General features: G+C 40.1%; 22 protein-coding genes. 6 read left to right on the top strand and 16 right to left on the bottom strand.

Annotation, left to right across the window (positions count from 1 at the left end; all coding sequences use genetic code 11):
• Positions 1-69 precede the first annotated feature (69 nt).
• The 6 genes from H5090_RS00880 to lptD are packed head-to-tail and all read right to left on the bottom strand — an operon-like array spanning position 70 to position 6646.
• Positions 70-888 (bottom strand): symmetrical bis(5'-nucleosyl)-tetraphosphatase, encoded by an 819-nt coding sequence (locus H5090_RS00880; RefSeq protein WP_182694752.1) that lies wholly within the window; start codon positions 886-888, stop codon positions 70-72.
• Between the two features lie 8 nt (positions 889-896).
• Positions 897-1286, bottom strand: a complete 390-nt coding sequence (gene apaG / locus H5090_RS00875; protein WP_002960839.1) for a Co2+/Mg2+ efflux protein ApaG — start codon at positions 1284-1286, stop codon at positions 897-899.
• The gene (rsmA, locus tag H5090_RS00870; protein WP_002960838.1) at positions 1270-2076 is read right to left on the bottom strand and encodes a 16S rRNA (adenine(1518)-N(6)/adenine(1519)-N(6))-dimethyltransferase RsmA; all 807 of its coding nucleotides are present in this window, start codon (positions 2074-2076) and stop codon (positions 1270-1272) included. Before rsmA ends, apaG begins: the two co-directional genes overlap by 17 nt.
• The gene (pdxA, locus tag H5090_RS00865; protein WP_024589800.1) at positions 2073-3065 is read right to left on the bottom strand and encodes a 4-hydroxythreonine-4-phosphate dehydrogenase PdxA; all 993 of its coding nucleotides are present in this window, start codon (positions 3063-3065) and stop codon (positions 2073-2075) included. The genes rsmA and pdxA overlap by 4 nt, the downstream gene beginning before the upstream one ends.
• 2 nt (positions 3066-3067) lie before the next feature.
• Positions 3068-4363, bottom strand: a complete 1296-nt coding sequence (gene surA / locus H5090_RS00860; protein ID WP_002960833.1) for a peptidylprolyl isomerase SurA — start codon at positions 4361-4363, stop codon at positions 3068-3070.
• A gap of 30 nt (positions 4364-4393) precedes the next feature.
• Positions 4394-6646 (bottom strand): LPS assembly protein LptD, encoded by a 2253-nt coding sequence (gene lptD, locus H5090_RS00855; protein ID WP_039485527.1) that lies wholly within the window; start codon positions 6644-6646, stop codon positions 4394-4396.
• Between the two features lie 100 nt (positions 6647-6746).
• On the opposite strand from lptD, the gene H5090_RS00850 reads away from it, so the two are divergent.
• Genes H5090_RS00850 through djlA form a run of 3 tightly spaced genes read left to right on the top strand, consistent with a single transcriptional unit; the run spans position 6747 to position 9299 of the window.
• On the top strand, positions 6747-7748 hold the full coding sequence (locus H5090_RS00850; protein WP_182694751.1) for an aminoglycoside phosphotransferase family protein: 1002 nt from the start codon (positions 6747-6749) through the stop codon (positions 7746-7748).
• Positions 7745-8401, top strand: a complete 657-nt coding sequence (gene murU, locus H5090_RS00845; protein WP_182694750.1) for an N-acetylmuramate alpha-1-phosphate uridylyltransferase MurU — start codon at positions 7745-7747, stop codon at positions 8399-8401. The genes H5090_RS00850 and murU overlap by 4 nt, the downstream gene beginning before the upstream one ends.
• A gap of 31 nt (positions 8402-8432) precedes the next feature.
• Positions 8433-9299, top strand: coding sequence for a co-chaperone DjlA (gene djlA, locus H5090_RS00840; protein ID WP_002960826.1), 867 nt, complete (start codon positions 8433-8435; stop codon positions 9297-9299).
• On the opposite strand, the gene H5090_RS00835 is transcribed toward djlA, so the two are convergent.
• The 3 genes from H5090_RS00835 to rsuA form a co-directional block, all read right to left on the bottom strand.
• Complete coding sequence (locus tag H5090_RS00835; protein ID WP_182694749.1) at positions 9282-10232, bottom strand: DUF3530 family protein; 951 nt, start codon at positions 10230-10232, stop codon at positions 9282-9284. The genes djlA and H5090_RS00835 overlap by 18 nt on opposite strands.
• An 81-nt stretch (positions 10233-10313) precedes the next feature.
• On the bottom strand, positions 10314-10967 hold the full coding sequence (rluA, locus tag H5090_RS00830) for a bifunctional tRNA pseudouridine(32) synthase/23S rRNA pseudouridine(746) synthase RluA (RefSeq protein WP_182694748.1): 654 nt from the start codon (positions 10965-10967) through the stop codon (positions 10314-10316).
• Between the two features lie 386 nt (positions 10968-11353).
• Positions 11354-12052 carry a 16S rRNA pseudouridine(516) synthase RsuA gene (gene rsuA / locus H5090_RS00825; protein ID WP_138488517.1) on the bottom strand — a complete coding sequence of 233 codons (699 nt, stop codon included), beginning with the start codon at positions 12050-12052 and terminating at the stop codon, positions 11354-11356.
• 59 nt (positions 12053-12111) lie between these two features.
• On the opposite strand from rsuA, the gene zapE reads away from it, so the two are divergent.
• The gene (gene zapE, locus H5090_RS00820) at positions 12112-13221 is read left to right on the top strand and encodes a cell division protein ZapE (RefSeq protein ID WP_182694747.1); all 1110 of its coding nucleotides are present in this window, start codon (positions 12112-12114) and stop codon (positions 13219-13221) included.
• A gap of 450 nt (positions 13222-13671) precedes the next feature.
• Here zapE and H5090_RS00815 read toward each other — a convergent pair whose 3' ends face one another.
• From H5090_RS00815 to H5090_RS00790, 6 genes are read right to left on the bottom strand one after another with little or no spacing between them, the layout of a single operon-like run.
• Positions 13672-15099, bottom strand: coding sequence for a lipopolysaccharide assembly protein LapB (locus H5090_RS00815; protein WP_182694746.1), 1428 nt, complete (start codon positions 15097-15099; stop codon positions 13672-13674).
• Between the two features lie 19 nt (positions 15100-15118).
• Positions 15119-15775 carry an energy transducer TonB gene (locus H5090_RS00810; RefSeq protein ID WP_182694745.1) on the bottom strand — a complete coding sequence of 219 codons (657 nt, stop codon included), beginning with the start codon at positions 15773-15775 and terminating at the stop codon, positions 15119-15121.
• Position 15776: 1 nt separating this feature from the next.
• Positions 15777-16181, bottom strand: a complete 405-nt coding sequence (locus tag H5090_RS00805) for a biopolymer transporter ExbD (protein WP_036981164.1) — start codon at positions 16179-16181, stop codon at positions 15777-15779.
• A 4-nt stretch (positions 16182-16185) separates the two neighbouring features.
• Positions 16186-16566: a MotA/TolQ/ExbB proton channel family protein gene (locus H5090_RS00800; RefSeq protein WP_002960812.1), complete on the bottom strand. Its 381-nt coding sequence runs from the start codon at positions 16564-16566 to the stop codon at positions 16186-16188.
• Positions 16559-17884, bottom strand: coding sequence for a MotA/TolQ/ExbB proton channel family protein (locus H5090_RS00795; protein WP_182694744.1), 1326 nt, complete (start codon positions 17882-17884; stop codon positions 16559-16561). Before H5090_RS00795 ends, H5090_RS00800 begins: the two co-directional genes overlap by 8 nt.
• Entirely contained in the window at positions 17884-18657 is a 774-nt protein-coding gene (locus H5090_RS00790) for a DUF3450 family protein (RefSeq protein ID WP_154904276.1), read from the bottom strand. Before H5090_RS00790 ends, H5090_RS00795 begins: the two co-directional genes overlap by 1 nt.
• A 217-nt stretch (positions 18658-18874) precedes the next feature.
• Here H5090_RS00790 and H5090_RS00785 point away from each other — a divergent pair, with 217 nt between their 5' ends.
• Entirely contained in the window at positions 18875-21055 is a 2181-nt protein-coding gene (locus H5090_RS00785; protein WP_182694743.1) for a TonB-dependent siderophore receptor, read from the top strand.
• Positions 21056-21144: 89 nt separating this feature from the next.
• Positions 21145-21825 (top strand): Fe2+-dependent dioxygenase, encoded by a 681-nt coding sequence (locus H5090_RS00780; protein ID WP_002960803.1) that lies wholly within the window; start codon positions 21145-21147, stop codon positions 21823-21825.
• A 670-nt stretch (positions 21826-22495) separates the two neighbouring features.
• Here H5090_RS00780 and galE read toward each other — a convergent pair.
• Positions 22496-23512 (bottom strand): UDP-glucose 4-epimerase GalE, encoded by a 1017-nt coding sequence (galE, locus tag H5090_RS00775; protein WP_182694742.1) that lies wholly within the window; start codon positions 23510-23512, stop codon positions 22496-22498.
• Positions 23513-23705: the final 193 nt, after the last annotated feature.

Here is a 23705-nt window from a genome sequence, read left to right as displayed (position 1 = left end):
AAATCAATTACTTTAATTAATTTTAACTATTAATTGATAAATCTAACAGATGTATTGTTTTTTTTCAGTTTATTTAGACGAAAGGTGGGAATTTTCTACAATTACTTTTTTAGTACTCAGCTCCATTAGGCTCATGGTGTTACCCCATACGCAGCCTGTATCTAGGGCGTGAACCCTTGGATTACCTGTTCTACCTTCAAGTGCGGCCCAGTGGCCAAAAATAATATCGTGTTTAGATTTAGCTATATTGGGGTGGTTAAACCAAGGAGTGAGAGTTTCGCTGTCGGTTATTGCACCCTTTGCATTAAGCTCGAGTTTGTTATCACTTGTTAAAAAACGCATGCGGGTAAAGTAATTAACTATGTATCTAAACTTTGCAAAGTCATCAAGGGTGTTAGACCACCTAGCGGGGTGAGCCTGGTACATGTGTTCAAAAAACGCTTTTGCGTTACTTGATTGATAACAGCTTTGTGCAAATTGAGCTTGTTTTAGCGCATCTTCAACAGACCAATCGGGATTTAACCCCGCGTGAGATATAAAGCAGTTATGTTTTTTAAGCTCTAAAGCCAAAGGCTGGGTTTGTAAAAAAGCGATGTAGTTAGCCAATTTAGGGCTTTCAAATATTGAGTTTAATTTATCTTTTGGATTAGTGGGTTTGTTAAGAAAGTAGCAGGCAACCATGTGAAGGTCGTGATTGCCTAAAGTAATGGTCATGCTATTTTGATGTTGGTAAATATAGTCTAAGCAGGCTAGGGAGTCTGGCCCGCGAGCAACTATGTCGCCAACTAAATATAGGTGATCTTTACTTGGGTTAAAATCAACCCGTTGTAAAAGGGTGTTAAATTCACTAAAACACCCTTGTAAATCACCTATCGCATAATCTGCCATCTAAGTGCTTAATGCAAAATGTTAGGGCAAGCCAAACGAAAGACATTAATAGGCGCCTGAAACTCAGAGCCAAATTCGTTGCGTAACGTGTAATGACCTTGCATAGTGCCTACAGGTGTATCTAAAATTGCACCGCTGGTGTATTTATAGCTTTCGCCTGGGCCAATATCTGGCATTTCGCCAACAACGCCTTCGCCTTCAACTTCTACTTGTTTGCCATTTGCATCGGTAATTAACCAATAGCGGCTCAGTAATTTTGCACTGCATAAACTATGGTTTTTAATTGTTACCGAGTAAGCAAATACGTATTTTTCAAGCTCAGGTTGAGATTGACCTTCTACGTAAAATGTTTCTACAGATACCTTTACAGGCGATCCAATGTTACTGCTTGTTGTCATAAATCCAGTTAGCTATATCAATAAATTGTTGTAAAGATAAGCGCTCAGCACGCAGCGTTATATCAATGCCAATGCTAGTTAGTTCTTCTGCGGTAAGTAAGTTACCTAAACTATTTCGTAGCGTTTTACGGCGCTGGTTAAATGCTTCTAAACACACGGTGTTTAAAATTTTAACGCTTTTTGCTGTACGTTGCTCTGGCTTTTTAGGTATTAAACGAATAACAGCAGAGTCAACTTTTGGCGCTGGTTTAAAGCACTCAGGTGGTACTTCAACAACCGGCATTGCATTACAGTAGTATTGAGTCATTACGCTTAAGCGACCAAATGTTTTACTACCTGGGCCTGCTACCATGCGTTTTACTACTTCTTTTTGAAGCATAAAGTGCATGTGCTCAATATGATCTGAAAATTCAAAAAGGTGAAACAATAACGGTGTCGAAATATTGTAAGGTAAGTTACCAAACACTTTTAATTTTTTGTCATCGCGAACCAAGCTTGCAAAGTCAAACGTCATTGCATCGCCTTGGTTAACGGTTAATTTAGGACCCAAAAATGGGTGTTCAATTAATCGTTGTGCTAAGTCTTTATCTAATTCAACAACCGTTAAATGGCCGCTTAAGTCGGCTACTGGCTCAGTAATTGCGCCAAGGCCGGGGCCAATTTCTACTAAGTTGTCTTCTGGTTTAGGATCAATCGCAGAGACTATTTTATCGATGATAGATTCATCAAATAAAAAGTTTTGCCCAAAACGCTTACGAGCGCGGTGTCCTAAATGTACTTTATCGGTCATTGATTTTGTGCTTTTTCTTGGGCGAGCTTAATTGCTTCGCGGATCGCTAATTCAAAACTGCCAACGTCAGCTGTACCAGTCCCTGCTAAATCGAGAGCAGTACCGTGGTCAACTGAGGTGCGGATAAATGGTAAGCCAAGGGTAATATTTACCGATTTACCAAATCCTTTGTATTTTAGCACAGGTAATCCCTGATCGTGATACATAGCAAGTACTGCATCTGCTTCAGATAGGTATTTATGTTGAAATAAGGTATCGGCCGGTAGTGGGCCAATTAAATTCATCCCTTCGCTTCTAAGTATTTCAAGCGTTGGGGTGATTGTTTCTATTTCTTCACGGCCTAAATGGCCATCTTCACCTGCATGTGGGTTTAAGCCACACACTAAAATACGTGGTTTTTCTATCCCAAACTTAGTTTGTAAGTCGTGATTTAAAATACCCGCTACTTTAGTTAAGCGCTCAGGAGTAATGGCACGCGACACATACGCAAGTGGAATATGCGTGGTTACAAGTGCAACGCGTAAACCTTCAGTTGCAAGCATCATAACCACATCTGCAGTATTTGATTGCTGCGCAAAATACTCAGTGTGTCCGCTAAATGAAATGCCCGCTTTGTTAATAATGCCTTTGTGAACAGGGCCCGTAACAACCGCATCGAACGTGCCATCCATGTTTTTTTCGCTTGCTATACGCAAGGTATCTAACACGTATTGGCCGTTACCGTCGTTTAGTACGCCAAGCTCTACATCCGCACCTAAATCAACCTGATGAATATACAAACTGCCCGCAGGTGCTGCTATGGCGGGGGCATTATCATCAAATTCAATTAAATTTATTGTTAAGCCTAAATGCTTTGCACGCTCTTTTAATAGTTTGCCATCAGCAATCGCTATAAGTTGAGCGTCCCACGCTTGCTGAGCAAGCGTGAGTAGCAAATCTGGGCCAATACCGGCTGGTTCACCCGGTGTAATAGCAATTCTTAGAGTCATATTTATTGGTCTATAGGGAAAATTTCAACGTGAGCTTGCTCGCGCATTTCTTGCTGCCAGTTAAAACTTTCTTCCTTAAATTTACGGTTAAACAACATGCCATGAGCACGGTTACGTTTAGCTAGTTCAGTTTTATCAGCTACACGTTTGCCAAGTAACTGCACAATATGCCAACCAAACTGTGTTCTAAACGGTTCGCTTATTTCATTTTCTTTAAGAGAAAGTAATGTATCTTTAAACGCAGGTACGTAGGTAGTTGGATCTGTCCAATCGTACTCGCCACCTTTAAGTGCAGAGCCAGGATCTTCTGAGTACTCTTTAGCAAGTTCACCAAAGTCGGCTGTTCCTGCGCGTAAGTCTTTTGCAAAGCCTGCAAGCATTGAGCGTGCTTTTTCTTCACTTAAAATAATTGAAGGTTTAATAAGTATATGGCGTGAACGTACTTCAGTTGTTTCTACAACTTGTAGACCACGAACGTCTTGTACTTTAATGATATGAAAACCAGCACCAGAGCGAAGTGGGCCAACAATAGCGCCTTTCTTTTGGCCTTTTACTGCTTCAGCAAAAAGCGATGGCATTTCGTTAATGCCCATGTAACCAAGTTGTCCACCTTCAAGTGCTTTAGAGCCGCTTGATGATGAAATAGCAATACGCTTAAATTCTTGGCCATCGTTTAATAGCTCAATAACTTTATCGGCACGTGTTTTTGCATCAGCAATTTCGTCAGCTGTCGCATCGTTAGGGATATCTATTAAAATATGACCAATGTCGTACTCTTCAGCACTTTGACCTTGGGTTTCCATAATTTTTAAAAGGTTATCAACTTCTTGTTCGCTAATATAAATACGACGATCAACGCTTGCACGTGTTACTTGCTGCGTTGTGATTTCTTTACGAATTTCTTCACGGTAAGCTTGAAAGCTTTCGCCCGAACCTTCAATAGTGCGGCGTAAGTCGGCGATTGTTCCGCCTTGCTCTTTTGCCATGTTAGCGAGAGTTTGATCGAGTTGGCTGTCTGAGATTTGTAACCCCATACGCTCAGCCATTTGCATCATAAGCGCTTGATTAACTAAACGCTCTACAGCTTGTACACGAAGTGTTTCATCTTTTGGTAATTGCTGGCCTTGTTCTTGTGCTTGCTTTTTAACACGATCAATTATGGTGTCTACTTCGCTTTTTAAAATTACGCCTTGGTTTACAACGCCAATAACTTTATCTATTTCTACTGGTGCAGCCATTACACTTTGACAAAGGCTGGCACTTAAAACTGCTGATGTTAATAATTTTTTTAAATTCATATTCTTTTTACTACTCTTGCTGATAGTACTCTAGTTACTAAGAAAATACGGTCTACGATAGCCAAAAATACCTTGTTGTAATAATTTTTGTGCATCATAACGGCTTTTACTGCCAAGTCCTTTTAATACAAAATTCAAACTAATACCTGAATCAAAAGTTGCTTGTTCTTGTCCTATTGACTGATTTAAATCAGTTTCAATTTGGCGATGGCCAGTAATTTGGATAGCCCAACAGCATGATTCATACTGTAATCCGCTCAATACTTCGATACTTCTGTTGTTTTCAAGATCTCGATGATAGCTCGCAATAAATTGCCATTCGTCGCTAATAGGAATACTTGTAAATACGCCTGCTTGCTCGATTGTATTTCCTGAGACATCATTTGCATAGCGATGGTTCAATTGTACTAGCTGATTATTATCACCTTTATAATCAAGCGTTACATTTGACTGTACCATTTGCTTGCCATCTGTATCATATTGAATACCTCCAGCGAGGTACCAACGGCGGTGCCAATGTAACATGGTTTGAGCTGCAAATAGTGCATTATAATTAGTGTCTGAGTTTAAGCCTTGCTCTGTTGGCTTAGCATCGTCACTTAAATAAAATATTTGGCCCGCACTAAAGTTAAACACTTCTTCTTGTTTTTTATCAAATAAGCGCGTTGTAGCACCTAAAGTAAACTGATTAGCAGCTGCTATACGGTCAACACCCGAAAAGCGCACGTCTCTAAATAAACCGTAATAATCATCTTGCAGTTTGGTTGTATCAAACAAGCCAATGTCTGACTGATCTTTATTAGGTGTATATAAATACTGAATTTGTGGCTCTAGTGTTTGTATACCATCTTCAAAAAAGTAAGATGCGTCACGCTCAAAATTAAGCTGAGAGTACAAACGTACTTTTGGGATAGTACGCGATACAGTATCGCTGTATTGCGTGCCGGTTAAGTTTCCGCTTTGCTTATAATTAGTTTGTAATAAGCTTACTTCAGACAAAAATGACCACGCATGCGTAGCGTAGTTGTAGCGTGCTTTTGGCTCTACGTGTACGCGAGTTGCGCTGTCTATGGCCACTTCTGATGAATCATTAGTAAAATGACTAATCTCGCCCGACACACTAAAGTCAAAATTATCAAAACGCCAAGGTGCTGTTTGCGTAAAATTAACTTGTGGTATTGCAGTGTATGACTCTAAGTGATCGCCGAGTACTTCAAAGTTTTGCACTTTAATATCAGTGCGCCATGTATCACCTAAATGCGTAAGTGAACCAGTACGATACAATTGAGTATCGGTTTTACTTGCGTAGTTTGAAGTTAAGTCGGTGATGTAGTTATCATCGCTCACATTGGTTACATCAACGTTTGCGCGCCAGTTTTCACCTAGGTAGCTTTGCTGTTGCCAATGAAACATGTAGCGTTCATTCAAATCAGGCTCAGAATCATCACTATCTAAGTATTCAATCCCTACTAAGCCTTCGTGTTGCTCTGTTAGGTATCTAAATTCTGTTTGTAATTGCAGCCCTTTGTTAGACATATAACGAGGCGTAATTGTGGCATCAAAATTAGGTGCAATATTTAAATAATAAGGCGTAATTGTTTCAAGGCCGTATTTGTCAGAGCTTGAAATGGTCGGGGTAAGTAAGCCCGATTTACGGCGTTCATCTAGCGGGAATGTAAAATAAGGTAAATATAGAACCGGAGTATCTAAAATACGCAATACGGCGTTATATGTTTCGCCCCAGCCTTCTTCGCGTGAAAGGTTTATTTCGTCAGCTTCAATTTCCCATGCTGGGGTGTCACTTGGGCAAGTAGTAAAGCTTGCATTCATGAGTAATAGGCCAGACTGATTAACAGTGAGCTTTTCAGCGCCGCCTTTACCTTGTTGTTCGGTTAGGCTGTAGTCGGCGCCTAACAAACTGACTTCTGAATTATTTAAATCGGCATTTAATCCGGTGCTGTTTACTTTACTTACGTAGTCTTGATAAGTAATTGGCCCCGTTGCATTTAATAAACCACGCTGTTTGTCTATCAACGCAGTTTGTGCGGACAAACTCATCTTAAGGGTGTTAATATCAACATTGCCGGTAAATTCAGCGCTTTGAGTGCCAAGTAGCTCAACATCATCAGCTTGGATATCAACTTCACCAAGGTTAAGGCCTTCAAGTGGTTGCCAAGCTCTGGTTTGCATTGAAATGCCACAAAGGTTGTGTGCCAGTTCAGTTTCGGCAAGCGATGGTGCGCTAACTACGCTTAGCATCAATATGCCCCAGGTTTTGCTCATTTATCGACCTTAATACTTTGTGTTTAATATAATATACACATAATAAAGGAAAATAATGGCAATTACAGTAATTGACCTATAAAAATAGATATCTAATAAAATGACACGCTTTGAGAATTTACAACAATTTATAAACACACACCTTAATGCCAAGTCGCATACTTTAAACGCGATCACGGGGGATGCTAGCTTTCGCCGTTATTATCGTTTAAATCACGATAATAAACATTTAATAGTGATGGACTCAGATCCAAAAAAAGTGAATAACGAACCTTACATTTTGCTAAACCAGGTGTTTGTTGAGCAAGGTTTTTTACTTCCCACTATTATTGCAAGTGAAGAGAAACAGGGCTTTTTTATCCTCAGTGATTTAGGCAGTACGCACCTAGCTGACATGCTTGATGATGCAAACCGCACCGAGCATTACCAAGCATTAATTAGTTTAAGTGCTCAGTGGGCAAAAACGCCCACAGCTTCTGCTATGCAAGCGTATAACGAAGATTTTATAAAGCTAGAGCTTGATATATTTAGCCAGTGGTTAGTAAGCGACTTTATTAATGAGCCACTCAGTGCCGAACAAAAAATAATGTGGCAAGCAAGTTCAGAGCTATTAATAAAGGCGATGCTTGAGCAACCTACGGTTACCGTTCATCGTGATTACCATAGCCGTAATATTATGAATAGTGACGGCCAGTGGGCCATTATAGATTATCAAGATGCTGTACGCGGGCCGCTTTGCTACGACTTAGTATCGCTACTGCGCGATTGCTACTTTAAATTGCCAGAGCAAGAGTTAACAAGTTTACTTAATTTTGCTTATCAAGAATTTACAGTTCAAAATTTACTGACTAACACTTCATTCGATGAGTTTAAATATTGGTTTGATTTAACCGGATTACAGCGCCACTTAAAAGCTGCGGGTATATTTTGTCGATTGTATTTACGCGATGGTAAAACAGGTTATTTAGATAATATTTTACCGACGCTTGATTACATTATTGAAGTAGCAGCAAATTACCCAGAGCTTAAAGCATTGAGTGAGTGGACAAAAAATACCATAGTGCCAAAAGTGACTGAAAAGTTAGCAAAGGAGCACTCATGAAAGCGATGATTTTAGCTGCAGGGCGCGGGCAAAGAATGATGCCGCTTACGCAAAATATGCCAAAGCCAATGTTAAAAGTGGCAGAAAAACCACTTATTGAGCACCATATAAATAACCTTAAAGCAGCCGGCATTACCGATATTGTAATAAACCTTGCGTGGCAGGGTGATAAAATAAAAGACTACTTTAAAGATGGCAGTCAATTTGGCGTAAATATACTTTATAGCCAAGAAGTTGAAGGTGGCCTTGAAACAGCCGGCGGTATTATTGAAGCGTTACCGTTGTTGGGCGACTCGTTCATTGTAATAAATGGCGATGTATACACCGACTATGATGTAAATGCGCTAATGCAACTTCATTTGCAACCCGGTGAGGCGCACATAGTGCTTATAGAAAACCCGCCACACAATCCTGATGGCGACTTTGCATTGAGCCATTTGCCGGCTGAGAGTCAAAAATATACCTTTTCGGGGATTGGCCGGTATCAGGCTGATTTTTTTAAAGGATTAACGCAAGGTATTCGCCCTTTAGGGCCTATTTTACGTGAAAAGCTAAATGAACATTTAGTCTCTACTGAGCTCTACATAGGGCAGTGGGATGACATTGGTACACCAGAGCGTTTAAACCAATTAAACATGCGCCTTGAGGCGTAACAACTCAATTTTTAAGAAGGCAGTATTATAGATGTGGGGAAAAATTCTCGGTTTTTGTTTTGGCTTTATGTTTGGCAAAATATTTGGTGCTATTTTAGGTTTATACCTAGGTCATTTATTTGATAAAAGCTTAAAAAATAACTTTGATAAAGCAGGCGGTTTTTCTAGCTTATTTAGTGGTGACGATGTTCACGAGCGCCAAGCTTTATTCTTTTCAAGCTGCTTTGCTGTTATGGGGCACATTGCAAAATCGAATGGCCGAGTGAGCGAAATACATATAAAAGCGGCTAACTTGTTCATGGACGAAATGGGCTTAAAGGGCGAAGAGCGCCGCGAAGCACAACATGCATTTCAGTCAGGTAAAGAGAGCGACTTTTCACTTAAAGAAACAGTACACGATTTTAAAGAACGCTTTGCTAAACGAAACGATCTAATACAGTTGTTTTTAGAAATACAAATTCAAATGGCGTTTTCTGACGGGGTATTAGCCGAACAAGAAAAGCAATTATTAGCAGAAGTAAGTAAACAGCTAGGCATTTCTAAAACACACTTTGCATTTGTATTAAAACGTTATCAAGCTGAGTTTAACTTTAGAAAGCAACAACAGCGCTTTAATCAACAGCAACAAAGCCAAGGTCAAAGTAGTAGTTACCGTGAGGGTTCTGGCCATCATGTACCGCCAAATAATAATATGAACCGTGCGCAAGCATTGGCGTTATTAGGCTTAAATAGCGATGCAACGCAGCGTGATATAAAAGTAGCGTACCGCAAACTTATGTCGCAACATCATCCAGATAAATTAGTATCGCAAGGCTTACCAAAGCACATGATGGAATTGGCAGTTAAAAAGAGCCAAGATATTCAAGCCGCTTATGAGTATTTAAAAAAGTCGGCGTAAAAACCCGTCTATTTCTTTTGTTAGGCGTGCGTGTTGACCAGGTTGATCGCGCAGGCCAAACAATTGGCGTTGGCGGTAATCAAATTTTGCATTTCGGTTAACCCAGCGCTGACGATTTTTAAGGCTCATTAAAATGTCTGTGCTGTCATTTGCATAGTAAATATCAAGCAAGGCGGGTGTAACAAGTGACGCTGTTTGGCTCAAATTTTCGTTACGTTTAGTATTAGGTAAGTAACTGCTTAAACTTATAAACGCATCTAGTCTCTCATCTGGAAAATCTGCATAGTACTCCAACAACACACCCGCACTTGTGCCTTGTGCAATAACCACTATATTACTCGAATCTTCCATAGCGGTTTGATACAGCGCATTAAACCGAGAAATGAGATTTATTTTATAGTCATCAAGTATGTCGTCAGTTACTTTTTCAATTGCATTAACGTAATGAGGATCATCTTTGATTTTTGCAGGCTGTGATTGTGCGTTTGTTGCTGTGTCGGGTGATGCAGGCTCATCGGCTTTACTAGGCGCTGTTTCTGCTTCATTAGGCGTAGCTTTGGCCATTTTACTTGCTTGCCAATCAATGTCGGGCACTGTCATTGCGTAGGTGCTGTAACCTAAATTATTAAGCTCTTTGCGCAAGTAGTCCACACCTGAGTTATTGGTAGGTGAAGAATGCCAGTCGGGTATAAGTATTACGATACCTCTAAAATTACTACTCATATATTCGCTGTAAAGGCTTAAAAATTCCGTTTCACCCGCTAATATTGGCTTTATTTCATCACTTGGAAGTAGTCGCTCAATATCGCTATTTTCAATACTTGATAGACTAGGTGGGGCAATATGTTCAGCCGCGCTGATGGGGTTAGCTAAAAGTAGCGCACAGCTGAGCTGTATATAAAAAGCTGCCTTTAAAAACCGTGAAAATAGCATAACGCACCTAACTAATGACAATTAGTTAGGTATCGGCAAGGTTATCTAAAAGTTTAATAATTTACGAAGTATTTGCGCCGGTTAAAATTCTGGCTCAGCTTCAAAAGTAAGTACTTGCTCAGTTTTAGGGTGCTTTAATTGCAGCATTTGAGCATGTAACTGTAAGCGAGGAGCTGCAGCAAGTGCCTCTTTGTGGGCGTAAAGCCTGTCACCTAAAATAGGATGACCCAGGCTTAACATATGCACACGTAACTGATGCGAGCGACCAGTGATGGGGGTTAGCTCTACACGGGTTGCATTTTCTTTACGCTCAAGTATTTTAAAATGCGTAAGTGAAGGTTTACCTCTGTCGTGATCAACCATTTGTTTAGGGCGATTAGGCCAATCACAAATAAGGGGTAAATCTACTGACCCTGTTTCAGCCTCAAGGTGTCCGTATATACGTGCTATGTAACGTTTAGCTGTTTCGCGCTCTTGAAACTGCATACTTAAATGTCTGTGCGCTGCTTTATTCATGGCAAGGCACAGTATGCCAGAAGTCGCCATATCTAAGCGGTGCACTATTCTCGCTGTTGGAAAAACACGATTAACACGATTAATTAAGCTGTCGGCATGTTTAGGATCTTTACCTGGGACAGTTAATAACTCACTTGGTTTATTAACTATCAGTAAATCGTCATCCTGAAAAAGTATCGTTAAATACGGACTCATAGGGGGATTGTAGTTAACTAACACGGCCGACCTTAGTAATTTTGAAGGGCGCTATTTTAGTAGAGCAAGCCAACAGGCTCAAGTAAAAGTTTGGCTATATTGTTTTAGTTAGGGCGTGTTGAACGTTGGTGGTTGAATTTGCAGTAGTATGTTTGGTTTTTAGGCAAGGCAGAGCCTATGTAGTGTGGTTATTCCCCATAATTAGGCGATAACGCAGCATAAATGCCAAACATGCTCTGCCCTTTGGGTTCTTTCTAGGGGCGATTAACTCTTTGTTGCTCGATTTTTACTTAGCCCACTAGGTTACAAACCTCGCGCCGCGATTAAATCGCCCCTAGATTGAACAAATTTCAATCCACAAAGCTCAACACGCCCTAGTATATCCAAACTTAGGCTCCTTTAAAGCGCTTTTATAACTTAATTTCTTCGGGTGTTAATAATCGATACTCACCACTAGCCAAGTTTTCATCTAGGGTAATCCCCGCAATCTGCTCGCGATGTAACTCAACCACTTTGTTATCTACCGCGTAAAGCATACGCTTAACTTGATGATACTTTCCTTCACTTATTGATAAACGCAGTCCGTAATTAGCAAGTCGTTCGGCAATAGCTGGGCGGGTTAAATCTTTTTCGTTATGCAGCATGACACCTGTACGTAATTGCTCAAGTGCTTCATCGGTAATCGGCTCTTGAGTTTCTACTAGGTAGGTTTTAAATTTATTGCTTTTAGGCGACGTAATTTTATGTGACCAATCGCCATCATTAGTAATAATAACTAACCCTGTGGTATCTATATCAAGGCGGCCTGCCACGTGAAAGTCGCTCATATTTGGCTCATCAAGTAAGTCAAAAACGGTTTTATGTAGCTCATCGCTGTTAGCGCATACATAGCCAACAGGTTTATTTAGCATGTAATAGCGCTTACCTAAAAATACCAAAGGCGTACCTTGGTGCAGTACTTCATCTTGCTGGGCTAGCTGAAAATTATGTGATGTGATTACTTCGCCATTAACGCTTACTTCTTTTCGCTTAATACTGGCGCGAGCTTGCGTGCGCGGTATTTCAGCTAAGTGGCTAATAAATTTATCTAAGCGGCAAGGGAATTTCATTTTGGTTCACATTTTTAGTCGGCTACAATGGGCGCGATTATAGCCGATAGTGAAATACCATGACAGTGCATAGCACACAAATTTTAAGCCTTTACCAAGCAAAAATAGACACAGGTGAACTGTGTTTTGATGCTGCGCAGCAAAATGCGGTGGAAGCTTTAAATACGCTAAGCGAGCAACTTCAAGCTCACACATCATGGTGGCAAAAAGCGCCCTTAATAAAAGGCATTTATTTATATGGACCCGTAGGGCGCGGTAAATCCATGTTAATGGATTTATTTTATAAAAACCTACCTATTGAGCAAAAGCAGCGACTGCATTTTCATCATTTTATAGCACAAGTGCATACCCAACTTTCGCAGCTACAAGGTCAAAAAAATCCACTCATTCTAATTGCAAAACAGTGGGCTAAAAATATTCGAGTACTGTGTTTTGACGAGTTTTTTGTGAGCGACATTGGCGATGCCATGATTATGGCCAGATTGTTCAATGCGTTGTTTGAACAAGGTGTTGTGCTGGTGGCCACATCGAATGCAAAGCCAGAGCAGCTTTATTACAACGGCCTGCAACGGGCGCGATTTTTACCTACTATCGATTTAATTAATAACCATTGCCATATAATTAACGTGTCGGGGGAGGACGATCACCGCTTTAGATATGGTAAAAACAGCCGTCACTATTTTATTAATTTATCAAATCACGATTTTAAAAATGAGTTTTTAGCTTCGTATCCAGTAGTAACATGCAACAATACAATTACTGTGCATGGGCGCAATTTACCTTATTTATTAAGAGCCGATAATGCCTTGATGATTGATTTTATGGCGCTATGTTCCGGCCCACGCAGTGCTAACGACTATATGTTTTTAGCAACGCAATTTGATGTGTTATATGTATCGAACGTGCCGCAAATGGGTGTTAAAGCAACGGGTAAAGTTATTGTTCACGGTATAGAAGATAGCTACCAACGGGAAAAACAAACGCTTGATGAGCACACTTTTGACGACGAAGCACGGCGGTTTATTGCCTTAGTAGATGAATTTTACGATTGCCATAAATTGCTGGTAATAAATGCGCAAACCGACATTGAACATTTATATAAAGGTAAAAAGTTGAGCTTTGAATATGCGCGCACGCAATCACGCATAGTCGAAATGCAAAATTGGTAACGCTTTAATATATATTGCAAACGAGCTTGCTCACGCGAAAAGCGCAGCGCCTCCTCAACCTCTTTGTGAATAAATCACTTAAGATCTTATTGCACAAAGAGAAGTAAAAGAGGAGTAAATGAGAAAACATAAAACAATAGTAATTATGTATTTTTACTTCTCTAAAGCGAAGCGCCCTCTAAACCTCTTTGTGAATAAATTATCTAAAAACTTATCGCACAAAGAGAAGTAAAAGAGGAGTAAATGAGAAGACATAAAACAATAGTAATTATGTATTTTTACTTCTCTAAAGCGCAGCGCCCTCTAAACCTCTTTGTGAATAAATTACTTAAAACCTTATTGCACAAAGAGGGGTAAATGAGAAAACATCAAAGCATAGAAATTACGAGCTTTGCTCGTCACAGCCAGCAAGCTGTGCTTATACAAGTAAATTTAACCACGGTGTTAAACTTACCCTTCTTGGCGCACTATATTCTCAAGGGCGCGAATATTAGTAATTAAGTCCTGGCGTTGTGGGTTGGCTTGTAATGCTTTTCTAAGATGCTTTAGCGCACTCGGGTAGTCTTTAGTATCGATCGCTATTTGCGATAATCCAAGCCACGCCGATAGTTGGTAATCAGGCAGAGCTTGTGCACGAACGTACATAAGTTTTGCTTGGGTAAGTTGGCCTTTACTACGATATATACTTGCTAAACTAAGTAGGGCATCACCTAAATTCGGGTTTATTTTAAGTGCGTTATTTAAGCTTTTAAGAGCACGTTTAGTATTACCCTGTTGCATAGCAATTTGTGCGCTGTATACAGAAAACTGCGCTTGTTCATCACGGGGTAGCTGCTTAGTTAATCTTTTTGCGCTGCCTATTAGCTCTTTAGCTAAACCCCATTTTTGTTGAGATACAAGCCAGCCTAAAGTTTGCATCGTGGTATTAATAACCTCAACTTGCTGCTGTTTAGTGGCGTGTTTTAAACCTTGCTTTAATAAACTCACTGCGCGTTCAGTGCTGCCTTCAGTTAAATGCAGCTGGGCTGCTAAAAGCTGGTTACTGGCATCTTTAGTGTTGAGTTTTAGGGCTACTTCAATAGCAGCAAGCGCCTGCTTTTTTTGATCAAGCTGTAATGCTATTTGTGCACGTTGCAGCCAAAGTTCAGCTTTATCAGGGCTTTTATTAAGTAATTCTTTTAGTAATGCACTTGCCTGACTTAAATCACCCGATTCAATTAACGCAAACAATAACCCTTGTTGATATTGGCTTGTTTCTGGCGCTAGCATTAGCGCCTGGCGGTACGCCGCTACCGCGCTCCAAGGTTGGCTATGCTGCACGTGTATATAAGCAAGTTGCGCATAACTTTGTGCGTCAGCTTGGCCAAGTTCAATACTGTGAACTAGGTGTGTTTGTGCTTTGTCATACTTTGCTTGTTGCATGTATAAAAGGCTTAAACCTTGGTGTGCTTTTACTAAATCAGGTGAAGCTTTTAAACACGCTAGGTAAGCTAGTTCAGCGTTATTAAAGTCTTTTGTTGAAAGCAGTACTTGTGCACGTAATAAGTTTAAAGCAGTGCTATCTTGGCTTATATCTCGGCCTTTAAATAGCGCCGCAACTTCACTGTAATTACCGGCTTGTAAAAGTGGTTGTACTTGGCGAGCAAAACCGCGCTCGGTCGGCTCAATAAGAACCTCTGTAGGGCCTAGTAATTTGTTATTTATAGCCAACTGCCATGTTGGATCGCTAGGCGATAGAGTTACTTTTAGTGGCGCACTTTTTAATGGCGTACTAGCAGCGCTTGCATGCACGCTACTTACACCTAATAAAGGGAGTGAGCACATTAAAGTAGTGATAACTGCGCGAGTTAATGGTTTTAGCGTTTTAAATATATTCATATTTTTCATTTTAATAGGCTTAAGGTTTAAATTCGATTGGCCAAATAAAGCGAGCGCGTACGGTTTCACCTTCTTTTTTAGGTGCACTAAAGCGGCTTTGTTTAATAATTTTGTCGATAGCTGGTTTAAGTTCAGGGTATGGGTTTTGTACTACCTCAATTAAACTTAACTTGCCACTTTCATCAATAAATACATCGAGTTTTACAGTAAATACATCAACACCTCGGCGGGTTAAGCTTTTTGGTAAAACGGCCTTGACGGGAGTAAGTAAAGTGGGGAGACCATCGAGTTGATTTAAGCTAAATGCATCCCAATTTACACTCATTGATTGCCATTGTGGCGCGCTTACTTTTACGTTGGGTGTATCGGGTTTTACAATACTTAAATCACTCTTTATCTTAATTTTTACGGCTTGGATTGACGCGCCTGCACCTTCTACCGCTAAGCTTTGCATTGGCTCACTTGTTTGCTGTTGCGATATAGATGGAGGTGGCGGAGGAGGCAGTGCCACCATGGCAATCTCACGTACAACCACTTTGTCTTGCATATGATGTTCTGCAAGTTGCCCAAGCCATAAAAGCAGTAATGCAGCACTAAGCACAATGAGGCTAAGGCCAAATGCAAACAGCGGATGGCGATTGTTTTTTGTTTTTTGAAGCGAGTTAATCGTGTGCATACTATTGTTTCGTAGCTAAGTTAACTTGCGCTGCGCCTGCCAGCTTTGCTTCGTCAATTACTTGAACAAGTAACTCAGTAGGTACTGTTTTATCAGCTTGAATAACCACAGGACGTTGTTGCTGTTTTAACATTTGCTCGACACTACTACGCACACCAGCAACACCAATTTGGCTGCCATCAAAAAATACTTGTTGGTTGTCGGTTATTGCTAAAAATATAACTTGCTGCTCAAGACGACTGGCCGATACGGCTTGTGGTTTATCAACCTCAACGCCGCTTTCGCGTACAAATACGGTTGTAACAATAAAAAATATTAGCAATATAAATACCACATCAAGTAGCGGCGACATATCAATATGTTGCCCCGCTTCTTGCTCTAGCTTATGCTTTAATCGTGATTGCATAGTGTTACCCTAACTGCTTACTTAACGTATGTAATTTAGGATTACGCTGCGAATACGCTAAGTAAGCTTGCATTAACCACGCAGGAATAGCGCACACAAGGCCGAGTTGAGTTGTTAGTAATGCGTCACCAATGGCGTCACTCATTAACTCGTTATGGCCCAGCGCCATTACTTTAAATGTATCAAGCAAACCAACAATGGTGCCTAATAAACCAAGTAGCGGAAGCGCTGCAGTTAAAATAGAGCTAACTTCTTGCCAATAACCTTTGCGCTGCGCTTGGTATTGTTTAAGGTGCAGTAAGTCATGAAAAATCAGCTGGTATACAAATAAAGCGAGTAAAAGAATACACCAGCAAATAGGGTTACTAACTATTTTTTCAAACATTGTTTTCTCCTTTTTCTAGTTGGCTTAGCTGTAATGCAAAGCCTTCTAGTTGGCTGTAGTACGCTTTTGCTTTACGCGATAACAGCGCATTTAAAACGAGTGCTGGTATAGCAACAACTAAACCTAACTCGGTTGTTATAAGTGCCTGTGCAATACCGCCCGATACAACTTCTGGGTCGCCTGAGCCAAACAAGGTCATCATTTTAAATGTTTCGATCATGCCGCTAACAGTGCCTAACAAGCCAAGTAGTGGGGCTACTGCTGCAGTAACGGCAATAGCGCCAATAAAGTTATCGAGTTTATGCTTATCATGAATTAACTGATTAAATAATTGATCGTCTCGTACTTGGCCTTTTTCGCTTTGCAGCGTTAAGTTAAATAGCTGCTGCTGCATGCCTGCAAATTCACTGCTATTTTCAGCTTTAAAAAATTGCTGTAATTGCATTTGAGAGTGCATTTTAATTTTACTTAAACGCAGTAGTTGTGCGGCTTTTAATAGCGCAATGGTTAGTGCAAAGCAGGCAAATAAAATAATAGGGATAGCCCATAAACCGCCTTTTTCTAGGTGTTCAAGCGGACTTTCTTGTTGGGCTTGGCTAGTTACTAAGTGCGTTAAACTAGGATCAAAAGTAAGTAATGTAGAGCCTACACCGTTTTGCTTTAAAGTATTATCGAGTGGGTTATCGTCACTTGTTGATTGTACTAACGCTACTTTTAATGCATTAGATTCATCATCTAAATTTAATAAACCCATAAGTTTAGGTGTTTGCGTACTAAACCATGCAACAGGCCCGACTTGAAGGGTATTAGCTTGGCTTAATTCGCCATTACTTAGCACAACCGATTGTTTTTTTAACTGTGGATAAAGTGCCTGCTCTTGATTATTAATTAGCGATACAACACGGCTTAATAACTCGTTTTGGCTATTAGCCGACTCGTTACTGCTAGCACTATTGCTGGTATTTTGGCGTACAAAACGGCTAAGTAAGTTTAATTGATATTGCTGCTGCTGTTGCCAAGTGTCTAATCGGGTTTGTAACTGATCAAGGCTTAATGTGTTTTCGTCAGCTAGGCGGCGATTAACGGCTGCTTGTTCGCGTAATTTACTGAGCGATTGCTGCTTGGTAAAAATTTGCTTTGCAAGGGTCGCTTGCTCTTTTGAAATGCTATTTTGAGTTTTACTTAGAGTACGCTGCGCTGTTTTAATATCACTTAAAATACTTTGCTTAGCATCATCACTGCTAGCTGCAAAAGATATGTTTGCACTAAAAAGTAAAACTGTGGCGCTAAATACTTTAATTATGCTGTTAGTCGCCATTATTTAGCCCCTTGCTGGTTTTTATTTACATAACTTAATATTGGGAGTGTTACCCAATCAGCAGCGCGCTTTTTTTGCTGTACAGCAATACCCAGTGCAACTTGTTCTGCATTAATGCTTGAATCAAATTCCCACTGCCAACCTAAGTCACTTGGAAAACCAATACCTACATAACTTAAATCTTCACTTACAAACCATGCTTGAGCTGCACCTAAATAAAGCTGCTTAACCCATACTTCTTGCCCGTCAGGATGCTTAATAGCCATTTCGTGAATAGAAATACGTTGTTGAAAATCATTAAGTAGAGTCAGCATTTTTAGTGCTGTTTGTAATTTGTCAGTTGTACTGAGTTTTGAATCGCTTAAATCACCGGCGTTTTTCCAACTACTCAAAAGGGGCGGGGGGAGTTGCACTTGTAATGAAAGTAATTGCCCAGAAATATGTGCTAGTTGATCATTTAATTGCTGTTGATCATTTTCAAGTTCTGATTGCTGAGTTACAAGCTGTTCGCGTTTTTGGGCAAGCTCACTGGTGCTTTTTTTTCTACGCTGATTAAGCTCGCTAAGTTGCTGCTGCTCGGCATTAAGAAGCGTTAAGGTTTGCTCCATACTGCTTTTTTGTTCAAGCCAATGAGTATTTAATTCTGTGTTTTGATTTTCTATTTGTAGCCATTTATTAACGAGTTGTTCTAGCTCACTAACAGTGTCGGCTTTTACTGCCATAGTGCTACAAAGCGCGATAACTACGCTAATTGGTTTAATTAAGCTTCGCATTACTTAACAACAATCCTGAAAGTTACGACAAGCAATTACAAGGACGTAATTACTGTTAATTTTTGAGTGTGTATACAATATAGGAATTCACATAACAATGCAATTGATAACAGTTATCGTTTACATTGAGTTGTTTGAGTGGTAGGATTTCGCCGAAATTAAATATGTACCTTAAATTAACAATAGTTAAGTGCTTAATAAAAACTACGGAGTAACCATGAGTAAGCCATCGAATAAAGGAAATGCGTACGTGAAGCCAATTGCAGCGGTTGTTACAGCTACGCTTTCAACTTGGGCAAGTGCACAGGATGTTCAAGAACTATCGGTAACCAAAGCAGAAACTAAAACTGAGTCTAGTTATGTTGTAGAAAAATCAACGTCGCATAAATACACTCAACCGCTACTCGATACAGCTAAAACGGTAACAGTAATCAACCAAGCGGTAATGAAAGACAGAAACGTAGATAGCCTACGTGATGCTTTGCGTAATGTTTCAGGTATTTCTTTAGCAGCAGGTGAGGGTGGCTCACCTACTGGCGATAGCATGTCGATTCGTGGTTTTAGTGCAACAAATGATATTTTTGTTGATGGTATTCGCGATGTTGCAGGTTACACACGTGATATTTACAACATTGAAGCCGTTGAAGTTGCAAAAGGCCCAGGCTCTGCAGTTTCTGGTCGTGGCGCAACAGGTGGTAGTGTTAATTTAGAAAGTAAAAAGGCGAAGTTAGACAACTTTAACGACGTTTCGCTACGTTTAGGTACAGAAAACGATTACCGTGGTCGTTTTGATACTAACATTCAAGTAAACGACACAAGCGCACTACGTATTAATCTTCTTACTGATAAAGGTGATGTTGCAGGTCGCGATCATGTTGAAAACGAAACAAATGCTGTTGCGTTTGCATTTGCAACAGGGCTTGGTACAAACAGCCGTTTTGATTTAAACCTAGAGTATCAACGCCAAGACAATTTACCAGATTATGGTATTCCTTGGGTTTACAGTGATACGCCAGTAGCTGAACTTGCAGATAGTGCACGCTCACCTTCTCCTGTCGACTTTGATAACTTTTACGGTAATATTTACCGTGATTACGAAGATATTGAAGCCTACTCAACAACAGCTCGTTATGAGTATGATTTTTCTCAAAATACTACGTTACGTGTGCAAGGTCGTTTAGGTAAAGTTAAGCGTGAATCAGTAACAACTGCACCGCGTTATTTCTCGGTTACAACAGACACTGACATTACCTTTGCAGATGAAAAAACACGTGATACTGAAAATTCACTTGCTGCACTTCAAGTTGATTTAATTGGTAACTATGAATTTGCTGGCTTTACTCACGACGTAGTAGTGGGTGTTGAACTTGCAAATGAAACGTTTACACGCCATAACTTTGTTGCAACTACGCCTGATAACCTGATTGAAGATGGAATACGCAATGACTTATACAACCCTGATGCAACAATTGCATTTACGGGTGTGTACGGCCGTGACGGTACAAGCATTGAAGCTAAAGCTAAAAACCAAGCTATTTATGCATTTGATACAGTGACGCTTAACAAGCAATGGGAAGTTACAGGTGGAGTTCGCTTTGATAGCTTCACTACGGATTATCACAACGATTACAATGATCCAAGCGCTTTAATTTCTACAAGTGACGATTTATTTAGCTGGAATGCAGCTGTAGTTTATAAACCTACAGAAAATGGCAGTGTGTATTTAGGCGCAGGTAATTCATTTAATCCATCGGCGGAAAGCCTAACGGTATCTACGAGTTCAAATGCAGCTGATTTAGACGCAGAAGAAAGCCGTAGTTATGAATTAGGAACTAAATGGAGCCTAATGGATGGCCGCCTGCAAACTAATGCTGCACTTTTCCGTACTGAAAAAACCAATGCCCGTACTGATGACCCATTTGCAGATAGCTCAAGTGACGAAATACTCGGTGGTGAGCAGCGCGTTCAAGGTTTAGAGCTTTCAGCAACGGGCCTAATTACTAAAGAGTGGACTGTAATTGCTTCATACACTTACCAAGATAGCGAAGTAACAGAAGCATTAGGCGACGACGCAACTCAAATCGGTAACGAGCTTGCACGTACGCCTAAAAATAGCGCAAGTGTTTGGACTACGTACGATATGTCGGATAAGTTATCGTTTGGTTTAGGTGCGCAGTATGTAGGTGAGCGTTACAACGGCACTACGTCAACACGCTCTCGTGCGCCAGGTTATACTATTTTTGACCTGATGGTTGCGTATGACATATCAAAAGATTTGAGCCTGCAGCTTAATGGTGAAAACCTAGGTGATAAAGATTACGTTGATCAGTTAGGTGGTGGACACTTTGTACCAGGTGATGGTCGTAAGTTTAGTTTAACAGCGAGCTACTCTTTTTAATTTTAAAACAAATTAAAAAATAAAAGTAAGCATAAGGGCAGGCCTATTACCTGCCCTTAATTATTTGATGAAAATGTGAGAGGGCGCACATGATAGTTAAAATTCCAGAGCTATTAACGAAAGAAGAAGTGGCGTATTGCCATGAGGTTTTGCTTAAAGCACAGTGGGCCGATGGCAGTATTACCGCAGGCCATCAATCAACCAAAGCAAAAAATAACTTACAGCTACCTGAAAATAGTCCTGAATGCCAAGAGCTTGGCGATATTATTATGGCAGCACTTGCGCGTAGTAATTTGTTTATGTCGGCAGCGCTTCCTGCAAAAATTTTTCCTCCGTTATTTAATTGCTATCAAGGCGGGCAATCGTTTGGTGTGCATGTAGATAATGCAATTAGACAAGTGCCGGGTACGCCAGTAAAAATTCGTACAGATGTATCAATGACGTTATTTATTAATGACCCCGAAGACTATGAGGGCGGAGAACTTGTTATTGAAGACACTTATGGCTCACACAGTGTAAAGCTGCCCGCAGGCAGTATGGTGTTGTACCCTTCAACGAGTTTACATCGTGTAATGCCTGTAACGAGTGGGCGCAGATTAGCCTCATTTTTTTGGCTGCAAAGCATGGTAAACAGCGACGAAAAACGTGGTTTGTTATTTGATTTAGATATGTCGATTCAAAGTTTGCGCAGCAAAGTAGAAGATAGCCCAGAGATTATTCAATTAACAGGTGTGTACCATAACTTACTAAGACAGTGGGCACAGACATAACGAAGATACTCGTTATTAAATACTGGATATAAGTATTTAAATATAAGTAATTAAAAGCTGCGCTTTTCGCGTGAGCAAGCTCAACGCCTACAGCCAAAACTTAACGCTGTGGTTAAATTACCTGTAGACGCGCAGCTTGCTGGCGTGACGCGCGAAGCTCGTAATTTCTAGGTTTTATATTTTTTCATTTACCCTCTTTTACTTCTCTTTGTGCAATAAGGTTTTAAGTGATTTATTCACAAAGAGGCTAAGAGGGCGCTGCGCTTTAGAGAAGCCAAAATACATAATTACTATTGTTTTATGTTTTCTCATTTTCTCTTCTTTGTGCAATAAAGTTTTTAAGTGATTTATTCACAAAGAGGCTAAGAGGTCACTGCGCTTTAGAGAAGTAAAATACATAATTACTATGTTTTTATGTCTTCTCATTTGCTCTTCTTTGTGCAATAAAGTTTTTAAGTGATTTATTCACAAAGAGGCTAAGAGGTCACTGCGCTTTAGAGAAGTAAAAATAAATAATTACTATGTTTTATGTCTTCTCATTTACTCCTCTTTTACTTCTCTTTGTGCAATAAGGTTTTAAGTGATTTATTCACAAAGAGGCTAAGAGGACGCTGCGCTTTAGATAAGCAAAACTACATAATTTCTATGTTTTCTCACTTGCCGTTTTTACTTAACCCTTATAACCGTTAGGGTTATTTGACTGCCAGCGCCAGGTATCTTGCATCATTTCATCAATACCGCGCACTGCTTCCCAACCTAGCTCTTTAAGGGCTTTTTCTGGCGCTGCATAACACGCTGCAATATCACCAGGGCGGCGAGGTGAAACCTGATAGGGTACAGCCTGATCGCTTGCTTTAATGAATGCATTAACCATTTGTAGTACAGAGTAACCATTACCAGTGCCTAGGTTATAAACTAATGCACCCGTACTGCTGGCTATTTTATCAAGCGCTTTTAAATGACCAATCGCTAAATCTACAACATGTATATAGTCGCGCACACCGGTGCCATCAACTGTGTCGTAGTCATCACCAAATACAGCGAGTTGCTTTAATTTACCTACCGCAACTTGTGCGATAAAAGGTAAAAGGTTGTTTGGAATACCATTAGGATCTTCACCAATTAAGCCCGACTCATGTGCACCCACTGGATTAAAGTAACGCAAAATAGCAAACGCAAAGCGCTCATCTGATTTAGCGATATCTTGTAGCATCATTTCAACCATTAGCTTTGACGTACCGTATGGGTTGGTAGTGCCGCCTACAGGGAAATCTTCTTTGATTGGTAAGCTTGCTGGGTCGCCGTAAACCGTGGCTGACGAGCTAAATACCAATTTAAATACACCTGCGTCGCGCATCGCATCAACAAGTGTAAGCGTACCTTGAACGTTGTTTTGATAGTACTCAACTGGCTTTGCAACCGACTCGCCTACTGATTTTAAACCCGCAAAATGTATAACACTATCAACCGTGTGTTTTGCAAATACAGAATCTAAAAAGGGTTTATCGAGAATATCGCCTTGGTAAAAAGTGGCTTCTTTACCTGTTATATTTTTTACGCGCGCAAGTGATTCTTGTGATGAGTTACTTAAGTTATCAATAACAACAACATCGTTACCTTGCTGTAAAAGTTCTAAAACAGTGTGCGAGCCAATATAGCCTGCGCCACCGGTTACTAAAATAGTCATGAAAGCTCCGTGGGTACCTTTTATCAATTAAGTTAATTTCACCATAAATAGAGGTGTTTTACATGTTTTATCTGTAATTTATATGATTTTAATCGTATTTTTTTGATATCAGCACATTAAATACTTTTGATTACATTTTGTGCAAAACAAGTAACACTTGATTCGTAAGATTAAGTTATAGTTAATAAACAAG

Source organism: Pseudoalteromonas sp. SR43-5, from assembly GCF_014163835.1.
GTDB classification, from domain to species: domain Bacteria; phylum Pseudomonadota; class Gammaproteobacteria; order Enterobacterales; family Alteromonadaceae; genus Pseudoalteromonas; species Pseudoalteromonas distincta.
Note: the sequence above shows the minus strand (reverse complement) of the source record. Positions and strands in the feature narration are given on the sequence as shown.

Excerpts from the sequence above, each read along its gene's own strand:
- H5090_RS00880 (WP_182694752.1), bottom strand. The coding sequence starts at position 888 with ATGGCAGATTATGCGATAGGTGATTTACAAGGGTGTTTTAGTGAATTT.
- apaG (WP_002960839.1), bottom strand. The coding sequence starts at position 1,286 with ATGACAACAAGCAGTAACATTGGATCGCCTGTAAAGGTATCTGTAGAA.
- rsmA (WP_002960838.1), bottom strand. The coding sequence starts at position 2,076 with ATGACCGATAAAGTACATTTAGGACACCGCGCTCGTAAGCGTTTTGGG.
- pdxA (WP_024589800.1), bottom strand. The coding sequence starts at position 3,065 with ATGACTCTAAGAATTGCTATTACACCGGGTGAACCAGCCGGTATTGGC.
- surA (WP_002960833.1), bottom strand. The coding sequence starts at position 4,363 with ATGAATTTAAAAAAATTATTAACATCAGCAGTTTTAAGTGCCAGCCTT.
- lptD (WP_039485527.1), bottom strand. The coding sequence starts at position 6,646 with ATGAGCAAAACCTGGGGCATATTGATGCTAAGCGTAGTTAGCGCACCA.
- H5090_RS00850 (WP_182694751.1), top strand. The coding sequence starts at position 6,747 with ATGACACGCTTTGAGAATTTACAACAATTTATAAACACACACCTTAAT.
- murU (WP_182694750.1), top strand. The coding sequence starts at position 7,745 with ATGAAAGCGATGATTTTAGCTGCAGGGCGCGGGCAAAGAATGATGCCG.
- djlA (WP_002960826.1), top strand. The coding sequence starts at position 8,433 with ATGTGGGGAAAAATTCTCGGTTTTTGTTTTGGCTTTATGTTTGGCAAA.
- H5090_RS00835 (WP_182694749.1), bottom strand. The coding sequence starts at position 10,232 with ATGCTATTTTCACGGTTTTTAAAGGCAGCTTTTTATATACAGCTCAGC.
- rsuA (WP_138488517.1), bottom strand. The coding sequence starts at position 12,052 with ATGAAATTCCCTTGCCGCTTAGATAAATTTATTAGCCACTTAGCTGAA.
- zapE (WP_182694747.1), top strand. The coding sequence starts at position 12,112 with ATGACAGTGCATAGCACACAAATTTTAAGCCTTTACCAAGCAAAAATA.
- H5090_RS00815 (WP_182694746.1), bottom strand. The coding sequence starts at position 15,099 with ATGAATATATTTAAAACGCTAAAACCATTAACTCGCGCAGTTATCACT.
- H5090_RS00810 (WP_182694745.1), bottom strand. The coding sequence starts at position 15,775 with ATGCACACGATTAACTCGCTTCAAAAAACAAAAAACAATCGCCATCCG.
- H5090_RS00805 (WP_036981164.1), bottom strand. The coding sequence starts at position 16,181 with ATGCAATCACGATTAAAGCATAAGCTAGAGCAAGAAGCGGGGCAACAT.
- H5090_RS00800 (WP_002960812.1), bottom strand. The coding sequence starts at position 16,566 with ATGTTTGAAAAAATAGTTAGTAACCCTATTTGCTGGTGTATTCTTTTA.
- H5090_RS00795 (WP_182694744.1), bottom strand. The coding sequence starts at position 17,884 with ATGGCGACTAACAGCATAATTAAAGTATTTAGCGCCACAGTTTTACTT.
- H5090_RS00790 (WP_154904276.1), bottom strand. The coding sequence starts at position 18,657 with ATGCGAAGCTTAATTAAACCAATTAGCGTAGTTATCGCGCTTTGTAGC.
- H5090_RS00785 (WP_182694743.1), top strand. The coding sequence starts at position 18,875 with ATGAGTAAGCCATCGAATAAAGGAAATGCGTACGTGAAGCCAATTGCA.
- H5090_RS00780 (WP_002960803.1), top strand. The coding sequence starts at position 21,145 with ATGATAGTTAAAATTCCAGAGCTATTAACGAAAGAAGAAGTGGCGTAT.
- galE (WP_182694742.1), bottom strand. The coding sequence starts at position 23,512 with ATGACTATTTTAGTAACCGGTGGCGCAGGCTATATTGGCTCGCACACT.